A 9,716-nucleotide genomic window follows, 5' to 3' on the forward strand; every position below is an offset into this window, starting at 1 on the left:
CCACACCCAGGCACTTCTCCGCCTGGCCCGCCAACGGATCAACGTGCTGTTCGCGATGCTCCGCGACAGCACCTTCTACGAACCCAGAACCCCACGCCTCGCTTGACGAAAGACATAGAGGCACCCCCCCACCCGAGACAGCGCCCCGCCGGTGAACGGCATGACCGGCCGAGTCTACCTCGAACGCGGCCAGCCCGTCACCGTGCTGATCTATGAGTTGGGCTCAGGCCGTGGTCCGCAGCACGGCCGTCTCCGGGACGTCGGCTGACGTCCCGGACTTCCGGGCCGCGCGCTCTTTCCGGGCCCGGCGCAGGGCGGCGGCCTCAGTCGCTGCGGCCTGGCGGCGGCGCTGGGCACGGGCCGTCTCGATCGCCGGCGCGTCGTCCAGCGGCTCGGGGAATGCGCGTCGGCTGAGCTAAGTAGGTATTTGGGAACCCTCGCCTGGGGAGGCGCGAGGTGATCGCTACTGGGTTTGGAAGCTGTTGATGGGCACGAGGCTGCCGTTCAGGCTCAGTGCGCCGTCGACGACGAGGTGCTGGCCGTTGATGAATGAAGCCTCGTGTGAGGCGAGGAACGCGACTACCGCGCCGATGTCCGCGGGATCACCGCAGGGCGGTGGCGACTCCGAGGCGCTGCTTCATGCCGAGCGAGAACCCGCCGATGCGGCGGTTCGCCGCGTCGGTCAATCCCACTTCGTGCAGGACCTCGTCCACACGGCGCGGGGAGATCCCGTTGCTGCGGGCCAGGGCGGACAGGTGGGCCGTGGCGGTGCGTCCGCCGTGGACCTGACCCGCGTCGAGGAGGGCGCCGACATGCCGCAGTCCCCGGGCGTTGCTGCGGAAGGGGACTCCGCTGGCGGTGGCGGTGCCCGAGGCGGGGGCTTCCAGGCCGAGGATCATTCGCAGGGTGGTGGACTTTCCGGCTCCGTTGGGGCCGAGGAAGCCGGTGACCTGGCCCGGCCGCACGGTGAAGGACAGCTGATCGACGGCGGTCTTGCCGCCGTAGCGCTTGGTGAGTTCGTTGACTTCGATCACATGGACAACCCTTGCCGGGAGGGCCCCGTCCGGTCATGGGGCCGTGGGTGGCAATCCCGTGGCCGCCTTCGCCCGTGGGCGTACGTCCACGGGCCGATGCCGCAGGGTCGGCGGCTGGATAGCCTCGCGGGATGAACGACATACGGACCACCCCGTTGCCTGAGCGCGTCGCAGGGCACGACCGTTCTCTTGAGTGGGCACATCGCCTCGAGAAGGCACACCGCCGATGACGAGAACGAAGGTCATGGCCTGGGTGGGGGGGTGTTCTGTACGTCCTCGCGGTGGGTCTGCTCATAGGAGGTGCGCCGCGGGCTTCGGGCACGGTCCACGGCATTGGGGCACTGCTGGCGGCGAGTCTGCTCGTCGGTGTCCTGCGACGCGGGCCGCTCCTGGCCCTGGCCATGGCGCTCCTCGGATCCACGGCCGCGGTGGTGGGTCCCCCGAGCTCCGCCGGTGTGGATCTGTCGGCTTCGTACCAGGGCCAGTTCCTGTCGTATCTGGCGGTCGACCTCGTCCTGGGCTTCATCGTCGCCACCCGCGCGCGGCGGGCTTCGACCGTCGCCGCGGCCACATCTCTCGTCGTCCAGCTCCTGCTCGTCGGCGGCTTCGCGCACGCCGACAGCCTGACCGTCAACCTCGTGATCACCCTCCTGGCGATGGCCGCGGCCTGCACGGTCGGTCTGCTGAGCCGCGAGCGTCGCGAGCACGCGGTGGAGCTGCGCGCGCAGGAGGTGGCCGAGGCCGTCATCGCCGAACGGCTGAGGATCGCACGGGAGTTGCACGGCATGGTCGCGCACAGCATCGGCATCATCGCCATCCAGGCCGGCGTGGGAAGCCGGGTCATCCGGACACAGCCCGCGGAGGCCCACGAGGCGCTGCGAGCCATCGAAGCCACCAGCAGAAAGACCTTGTCGGGCCTGCGGCGCACACTGGTGGCACTCCGCCAGGCAGACCCGGGCGCAGAGGTTTCGGGGCGGGCACCGATCACGCCTTCGCCCGGTCTTGCGGACCTCGAACGGCTGGCGGCGACGCCGGCGTACGCGTCGACGTGCGCCGCGGCGGGGAACAGCGCCCGCTGCCCGCCGATATCGACCTGTCGGCCTACCGTATCGTCCAGGAGGCGCTGACCAATGTGGTCCGCCACGCGGGCACCGGACACTGCCGAGTGACCATCGAGTACGGGGACGGGGAACTATCCGTGGAAATCGTCGACGACGGGCGCGGCGCCACCGAGGACGGCCCGGCCCACGGCTTCGGCATCGTGGGCATGCGCGAGCGGTCGCTCTGCTGCACGGCCGCCTCAGCGTCGGGCCGCGCCCCGAGGGCGGCTTCCGGGTGGCGGCGCGGCTGCCCCTGCCCGACCTCGCCGTAGTTCCGGTGGAGGCCCGATGACCGGCAGTCCCGTACACGTCCTGCTCGTCGACGACCAGCCACTGGTGCGGTCCGGCCTGCGCGTGATCATGGCCGACCACCCTGACCTGGAGGTCGTCGGTGAGGCGTCCACCGGCGCCGAGGCGGTCCAACTGGTTGGGGCCATATGCCCCGACGTCGTGGTGATGGACATCCGGATGCCCGGCATGGACGGGATCGAGGCCACTCGACTGATCACCGCCGGTCCGGCGACCGCCCGCGTCCTCGTCCTGACCACCTTCGACGAGGACGACCACGTCTACGGTGCGCTCCGGGCCGGAGCGAGCGGTTTCATGGTCAAGGACATGGCGCTGAACGAGATCCTCGCGGCGATCCGCGTGGTCGCCGCCGGCGACGCGCTGATCGCCCCGGGTGTCACGCGTCGTCTGATCGCAGAGTTCGCCGTGCGCCCCGAAGCCGCCTCGGCACGCTCCCCACGGCTGGTCGAGGGCATCACCGAGCGGGAACGGGAAGTCCTGACCCTGGTCGGGCGTGGCCGGTCGAACACCGAGATCGCGGAGGACCTCTTCATCACGGTGGCCACCGCCAAGTCGCACGTGTCGCGCCTGCTCACCAAATTGGGCGCCCGGGATCGGGTTCAGCTCGTGATCACCGCCTACGAGACGGGGCTCGTCACGCTGCCCGGCTGAACGCGTCTGACAGCAACACCGGTTTCCTGGTCCGTTCCTCGCATAGCCCTGCCGCTGCTCACGACGTTGCCCGGAGATCACACCGTACGCCTCCACGGCATCCGGCCCCACACCGAACAAGCCGGCCCCGACCGCGACGGGCTCAACTCGTCGTGCCGCCAGGGCGGTTGCAGTCGGAAGGGACCGATCGGCTCCCGGGCAGACGTCCGCCGTCACTTCGCAGCACGAGTGGCGGCTGCCGACCAGCAGGCCGCCGGATCCGGAACACGCGCCCGCGCTGGGCGATTCGTGTTCAAGTACAAGGTCAAGGCACCCGACGGGAACATCTACAACCCGGCGGACGCGCACTTCACCTCGGCCATCGAGATCAAGCTCGACCCGGTGTCCCGCCAGTTCACCCGGCGGTTCGCGCTGGTGCCGATGGACCCGTTCATCGTGGAACACGGCACCGGCAGTCGAGTTCAGCGGATTCGCCGGGTGCGACGAGTCCTGTCTCGTAGGCGAGGACGACGGCCTGGGCCCGGTCGCGCAGGGCCAGCTTGGCGAAAATCCTGGCCACATGGGTCTTCACCGTCGCTTCGCTCAACGTCAGTTCCTGTGCGAGTTCGGCGTTGGACAGACCCTTGCCCATGAGCGTCAGCACCTCACGTTCGCGCGGCGTCAGTACGGCAAGGTCTCGGTGGACGGCGAGGGGTGCCGAGCCCGGAGCGGTCCGTGCGGCACTGGAGGCGTAGCGCTCCACCAGGCGGCGAGTGATCGAGGGTGCGAGCAGTGCGTCACCGGTGCCGACCAGGTGTACGGCGGCTGCGAGATGTGTGGGGGTGACGTCCTTGAGGAGGAAGCCGCTGGCACCGGCGGCGAGGGCGGCATAGACGTAGGAGTCGAGATCGAAGGTGGTCAGCATGATCACTCGGCAGTCCGGGGCCTGGGCGATGACGCGGCGGGCGGCTTCCAGTCCGTCAATGTTCGGCATGCGGATGTCCATGAGGACGACGTCGGGGCGCAGGCGGCGTACGGCTTTGACGGCCTCGGCTCCGTCTGCGGCTTCGCCGACCACCTTGATGTCGCGTGCCGTCAGGATCAGGCGGAAGCCGGTGCGAACCAGCTCTTGGTCGTCGGCGATCACGACACGGGGGGGCAGGGCCGGTGGGTGTGGTCATGGGCGGTCCAGCGGGATTCGGGCGCGGACACGGTAGCCGCCGCCCAGGCGGCGCCGGGCGTCCAGGTCGCCGCCGTAGACGGCGACTCGCTCTCGCAGGCCGAGCAGTCCCCGTCCCGCTCCGTGAGCCTGGCCTGCGGCCGGATGGCTGCGAGGCCCGACAGCGTCGCCGGTCAGGACGCTTGGTCCGCTGTTCAGGACTTCGACGCGCAGGTAGTGCTCTGCGTACCGCACTGTCACCTCGGCTTTCGCTCCGTCACCGTGTTTGAGGGCGTTGGTCAGCGCCTCCCGGATGATCCGGTAGGCGGTGACATCGATCCCGGTCGGCAGCGGGCGGGGCTCCCCGGAGATTCGCACCTCCACGGGCAGGCCGGCGAAGGCGATCCGGTCGATCAGCGGGCTGAGCCGGCCCAGGCTCGGCTGGAGTGCCAGGTCCTGGCCAAAGGGTTCGTCGTCGCCACTTTGTGCGGGGGCGAGCAGGCCGAGCAGGTGCCGCAGCTCGGTCATGGCGGTCCGCCCGGCGCTCTCCACGGCGCTCAGCGCGGCCTCGGCCTCGTCGGGCATGGTGGCCAGCACCTCGCGGGCGGCCCCGGCCTGGACAACCATGAGGCTCACGTTATGGCTGACGATGTCGTGGAGTTCGGCCGCGATCCTGGCCCGCTCGGCTTCAACTGCGGTCCGTGCCGCGCTCTCGCGCTCCCGCTCAAGCAGCCAGCCGCGCTCTTCGATGGCTGCTCGGTGCCGCCGCCGCGCCCGGATGAGCGCCGCACTCAGGACGACAACCGCGGCACACGCCGCCGCCAATGCCGCAACCAGCCAGATCAACCCTGAACTCCCCACCCGCACAAGCCTCGCAGCTCGGCACGCCCGTCCGCGTCATGCTCCGGATCCAGTTCTCTACATCCCCAGGATGACCTGCGGGGCCGGCTACATCCGGCGGGGGACGTCGTACCGGTCGTGCCGCTTCTAGGTTTCATGCCATGACAACTGATCTGGACAGCTCCCAGCAGGTCGTCGTTCGGCTGGACGACGTCCACAAGGAGTACGGCGACGCGAAGGCCCTGAACGGCGTTGACCTGGATATCCGTGCCGGGGAAGCAATCGCGGTGATGGGGCCCTCCGGGTGCGGAAAGTCCACGCTGCTCAACATGGTTGCCGGCCTGGATCGTCCGACGTCGGGAACGGTACAGGTCCATGGCCAGGACCTGGGAAAGCTGAACGAGACCGGTCTCGCGCTGTTCCGGCGGCGACACCATCGGCATGATCTTCCAGTTCTTCAACCTGATCGACGACCTGCCTGCCCTGGACAATGTCGCGCTGGCCGCCCAGCTGACCGGCACGTCCGCCCGGCAGGCCCGCCGCCGCGCGCTGGAACTCCTCGACGAACTGGGCATCGCCGACCGCAAAGACACCTACCCGGCCGGGTTGAGCGGAGGGGAGCGTCAACGAGTGGCCGTGGCTCGGGCACTGATGAACCGCCCGGCCCTGCTCCTGGCCGACGAGCCGACGGGCGCGCTGGACAGCCGCTCTGGCGAGCAGGTCATGGACCTGCTGATCGACCTCAACCAGATCGGGCAGACCCTGCTCATCGTCACGCACGACCCGCACCTGGCCACCCGCTGCGCCAGCCGCCTCATCGAGGTCGCCGACGGCCGAGTGGCCCGCGAGAGCACGCTGGAGCCGACCGCATGAGCGCCGTGTGGAGGGCCTCGCGTGCGGCCGTGAGACGCCGCAGGCTCCAGACGCTCGTCATCGGGCTCGTGGTCCTGTGCTCCACCACGACCATCCTGCTCGGGCTGGGGCTGCTCACTGCAGCCTCAGCTCCCTTCGACAAGGCATTCGACCAGCAGCGCGGCACTCATGCCGTGGCGGCGTTCGACCTGGAGAAGGCGTCGCCTGCGCAGCTGGCGCAGACGGCCCACCGCCCTGGCGTCGAGGCCGCCACCGGGCCCTTCGGGCAAGCCGTCCTGGAGATGCCCAACGACTGGCTGTGGATGTCGGCCGGTTCTCTCGCCGTCGTGGGCCGGGCCGATCCGGACGGCCCGGTGGACCGCATCCGCCTCCTAGAGGGCCGCTGGGCCACCGCTCCCGGTGAAATCGTCGTCAACTGGCCCGTCGACGGCACGCCCGGCCCCGGCCAGCTCGGCACCAAGCTCAAGGCCCGGGGAGCCCCGACCCTCACCGTCGTCGGCTTCGCCACCAGCATGAGCAAGTCCGCCGGGGCCTGGGTCTCACCCGAGCAGATGGATCGACTGAACCCGACCACCGCCCAGATGCTGTACCGCTTCACGAACGCCGCGACCGAACCAGGAGCTGCGTACCGGCCTCACCACAGCCACCGCCGAATTGCCCGCCGGTTCGCTGACCACCGCGCAGTCCTACCTCACCCTCAAGCGGGCCTTCTCCGCACAGGCCGATGCGTATCTACCGTTCATGACGTTCTTCGGCGTCCTTGGTCTTCTGGTCTCCGTACTGATCGTCGGGAATGTCGTCAGCGGGGCAGTTGTCTCCGGGCACCGGCACATCGGCGTGCTCAAGTCGCTGGGCTTCACCCCGAACCAGGTGGTGGCGGTCTACCTGACGATGGTCTCCATCCCCGCGATCATCGGCTGCGCCATCGGCACCCTGATCGGCAACGCAGTGGCCGGCCCCATCCTGAAGGTGGCCTTCTCCGGCATCGAAACGGGCAGGGCCTCCATCGGTATGAGCTGGTGGCCGTCCGTCGTCTGCCTGGTGGGCATGCCAGCCCTCGTCGTCATTGCCGCCCTGATCCCCGCCGTACGCGCTCACCGGCTGTCCGCGGCCCAGGCCATCACAGCGGGGAGCGCACCACAGACCGGACGCGGACTACGCATCCAGCGCCGACTCAGCGGAACCCGGCTGCCGCGTGCCATGAGCCTGGGGCTGGGCCAGCCGTTCGCCCGACCGGGCCGCTCCCTCCTGACCATGGCGGCCATCGTCCTCGGAATCACCACAGTGACCCTGACGACCGGTCTGACCAGCACCATGGTCGCCTACGGAAAAGCCGGCAAGGGCGATGGTTCCGCCCGGGTCGATGTACAGGCAGACGCGCCTGCGCGCGGCCAGAACGCTCCGAAGCTGAGTGACCGGCAGACCGAACAACGACTGCGCTCTCTGCCCGGCGCGGATCAGGTGACCGCTCGCGCGCTCACCAAGGTGAGACTGGCCGGGTACACACAGACCGTATTCACGAACTTCTACCGCGGGGACACCCAGGACCTCGCCTCCGAAATCGTCAAGGGACACTGGCCGACCCGCGCCGGGGAGGCCGCAGCCGGTCCGGCCTTCCTCAATCAGCACGGGTTGTCGGTAGGCGGCCGGGTCACCATCCAGCTGAACGGCAAGCAGGCCCCCGTCACCATCGTGGGTGAGCTCATGGAAGGCAACGCCCAGGCACTGGACTCCAACTGGCAGACACTGACGCAACTCGACCCGACAACGCAGGCGGCCGAGTACACGGTCCGGCTCGCGCGCGGCGCCGACGCCCAGCGCTACATCACAGCGGTCAAGGCGGCGGATCCGGCCCTCCGTCCCGCACTGCGGCACTCGGACGACACCGCCACCACGACCGTTGTCGGCTTCGCGTCGGTGTTCACCGTGCTGCTGACCGTCGTCGCAGCACTCGGCGTCTTCAACACCGTCCTGCTCAACATCCGGGAGCGGCGCCGCGACCTGGGCATGCTCAAGTCGATCGGAATGACGCCGCGTCAAGTCATGGTGATGACCGTGTCATCCGTCGCGGCTCCGGGAGCGATCGGCGGGCTGCTGGGGATCCCCCTGGGGATCGTCGCGCACCGGCTGGTGGTGGACCGCGTCGGGGTGATCTCGTTCCCAGAATCCATGAAACAGGTCTGGCACATGCCACAGCTGACCGCCCTCGTTCTGGCGGGCGTCACGATCGCCGTCCTCGGTGCGCTGATCCCGGCGAGGTCGGCAGCGCGGCTCACTATCGCCAAGGTGCTGCACAACGAGTAGCTCTTCTCCCCCATTACCTTCTTGATCGGCCCCGCAATGGGGTTCCCGGCCTCCGGGCCCGGCATGACTGGTCCCCCCTGTTGACCATGAGGATCTGGGGGGGTGTCACCGGTCCCGGAGGCACTGGCAGACCGCGGATTAGGGGCATGACCACCGGTTCCCGCGAGGGACTTGGGAGGCTCTTCGTCATGTGGATGCCGGCAGCTGGTGCCGCAGGTGAGGCCGGGCCGCGCGACCGGAGGACGCACGTGATCGACACCAGTGACGTCGGCGCCTTTCTCGGCCTGGACGTCGGCAAGGGCGAGCATCACGCCACCGCCATCACCCCAGCAGGGAAGAAAGCCTTCGACAAGCGGCTACCGAACAGCGAACCGAAGCTGCGGGAGCTCTTCGAGAAGCTGCAGGCCAAGCACGGCACCGTGCTCGTGGTCGTCGACCAGCCCGCCTCCATCGGCGCCCTGCCGCTGACCGTCGCCCGGCGTGCCGGCTGCAAGGTGGCCTATCTGCCGGGCCTGACCATGCGGCGGATCGCCGACCTCTACCCCGGTGAGGCCAAGACCGACGCCCGCGACGCCTTCATCATCGCGGACGCCGCCCGCGCCATTCCGCACACGCTCCGCGCCCTCGAACTGGAAGACGAGACCGTCGCCGAACTGGAGATGATCGTGGGCTTCGACGACGACCTCGCCGGCGAGGCGACCCGCGTCAGCAACCGGCTTCGCGGCCTGCTCACCCAGATCCACCCCTCGCTGGAGCGGGTCCTAGGCCCGCGCATCCAGCACCCGGCCGTGCTGCTGATGCTCGACCAGTTCGGTTCTCCCGCCCAGTTGAGGAAGGCCGGACGCCGCAGGCTGGTCCATCTGATACGGGCCAAAGCCCCGCGGATGGCCGAGCGCCTGGTCGACGACGTCTTCACCGCGCTCGACGAGCAGACCGTCGTCGTTCCCGGCACCGACGCGGCCTCGCTGATCGTCCCTAGCCTCGCCAACCAGCTGAAATCCGTGCTCGACCAGCGCAAACTGCTTGCCGCCCGGATCGAGGAACTGCTGGAGGCTCACCCTCTTTCCAAGGTCCTGACCTCCATGCCCGGGATCGGGGTCAGGACCGGAGCCAGGATCCTCATCGACGTCGGCAACGGCAGCAGCTTCCCGTCCGCCGCCCACCTCGCGGCCTACGCCGGGCTCGCCCCGGCGACCCGAAGCTCCGGATCCTCGATCCGCGGCGAACAACCTTCCCGGAGAGGAAACAAGCAGCTCAAACGGGCCTTCTTCCTCTCCGCGTTCGCGGCCCTTGCAAACCCGGCCTCCCGCGCCTACTACAACAAGAAGATCGCCCAAGGGAAACACCACACCCAGGCCCTCCTCTGCCTCGCAAGACGCCGAGCCGACGTCCTCTTCGCGATGCTCCGCGACGGCACCTTCTACGACCCCCAACCCACCCCCACCGGTTGACGAAACCCATAGGGGC

9 protein-coding genes and 3 pseudogenes are annotated in these 9,716 nt (G+C 69.2%); 7 read left to right on the forward strand and 5 right to left on the reverse strand.

The window, feature by feature from the left end; genetic code table 11:
- Positions 1-463: 463 nt before the first annotated feature.
- Both FPZ41_RS49710 and FPZ41_RS41515 read right to left on the reverse strand, forming a co-directional pair.
- Positions 464-592 (reverse strand): hypothetical protein, encoded by a 129-nt coding sequence (locus FPZ41_RS49710; RefSeq protein ID WP_322621395.1) that lies wholly within the window; start codon positions 590-592, stop codon positions 464-466.
- 16 nt (positions 593-608) lie between these two features.
- Positions 609-1,034, reverse strand: a pseudogene (locus FPZ41_RS41515) (ATP-binding cassette domain-containing protein); the annotation flags it as partial.
- A 281-nt stretch (positions 1,035-1,315) separates the two neighbouring features.
- Here FPZ41_RS41515 and FPZ41_RS41520 point away from each other — a divergent pair.
- From FPZ41_RS41520 to FPZ41_RS41525, 4 genes and pseudogenes are all read left to right on the forward strand, one after another.
- Complete coding sequence (locus FPZ41_RS41520; RefSeq protein WP_322621392.1) at positions 1,316-2,161, forward strand: histidine kinase dimerization/phosphoacceptor domain-containing protein; 846 nt, start codon at positions 1,316-1,318, stop codon at positions 2,159-2,161.
- Between the two features lie 5 nt (positions 2,162-2,166).
- Positions 2,167-2,220 (forward strand): annotated as a pseudogene (locus FPZ41_RS50075) (hypothetical protein); the annotation flags it as partial.
- Positions 2,221-2,232: 12 nt separating this feature from the next.
- Positions 2,233-2,406, forward strand: a complete 174-nt coding sequence (locus FPZ41_RS49120) for a hypothetical protein (RefSeq protein WP_322621396.1) — start codon at positions 2,233-2,235, stop codon at positions 2,404-2,406.
- A gap of 16 nt (positions 2,407-2,422) precedes the next feature.
- A complete protein-coding gene (locus FPZ41_RS41525; protein ID WP_152869433.1) occupies positions 2,423-3,094 on the forward strand; it encodes a response regulator in 672 nt (223 codons plus the stop codon).
- Positions 3,095-3,524: 430 nt separating this feature from the next.
- Here FPZ41_RS41525 and FPZ41_RS41530 read toward each other — a convergent pair whose 3' ends face one another.
- Together FPZ41_RS41530 and FPZ41_RS41535 are read right to left on the reverse strand one after the other, a co-directional pair.
- Entirely contained in the window at positions 3,525-4,220 is a 696-nt protein-coding gene (locus FPZ41_RS41530) for a response regulator transcription factor (RefSeq protein ID WP_322621393.1), read from the reverse strand.
- 30 nt (positions 4,221-4,250) lie between these two features.
- A complete protein-coding gene (locus FPZ41_RS41535; protein ID WP_152869437.1) occupies positions 4,251-5,078 on the reverse strand; it encodes a sensor histidine kinase in 828 nt (275 codons plus the stop codon).
- Between the two features lie 155 nt (positions 5,079-5,233).
- Here FPZ41_RS41535 and FPZ41_RS41540 point away from each other — a divergent pair.
- Positions 5,234-5,945: pseudogene (locus FPZ41_RS41540) on the forward strand (ABC transporter ATP-binding protein).
- 125 nt (positions 5,946-6,070) lie between these two features.
- Here the strand turns inward: FPZ41_RS41540 and FPZ41_RS49125 are convergent.
- Positions 6,071-6,214 carry a hypothetical protein gene (locus tag FPZ41_RS49125; protein WP_228023354.1) on the reverse strand — a complete coding sequence of 48 codons (144 nt, stop codon included), beginning with the start codon at positions 6,212-6,214 and terminating at the stop codon, positions 6,071-6,073.
- A gap of 385 nt (positions 6,215-6,599) precedes the next feature.
- On the opposite strand from FPZ41_RS49125, the gene FPZ41_RS41545 reads away from it, so the two are divergent.
- Together FPZ41_RS41545 and FPZ41_RS41550 are read left to right on the forward strand one after the other, a co-directional pair.
- Positions 6,600-8,249, forward strand: a complete 1,650-nt coding sequence (locus FPZ41_RS41545) for an ABC transporter permease (RefSeq protein ID WP_228023355.1) — start codon at positions 6,600-6,602, stop codon at positions 8,247-8,249.
- A 194-nt stretch (positions 8,250-8,443) separates the two neighbouring features.
- The gene (locus FPZ41_RS41550; RefSeq protein ID WP_152869439.1) at positions 8,444-9,700 is read left to right on the forward strand and encodes an IS110 family RNA-guided transposase; all 1,257 of its coding nucleotides are present in this window, start codon (positions 8,444-8,446) and stop codon (positions 9,698-9,700) included.
- Positions 9,701-9,716: the final 16 nt, after the last annotated feature.

This window comes from Streptomyces acidicola (assembly GCF_009377235.1).
Classification (GTDB): Bacteria; Actinomycetota; Actinomycetes; order Streptomycetales; family Streptomycetaceae; genus Streptomyces; species Streptomyces acidicola.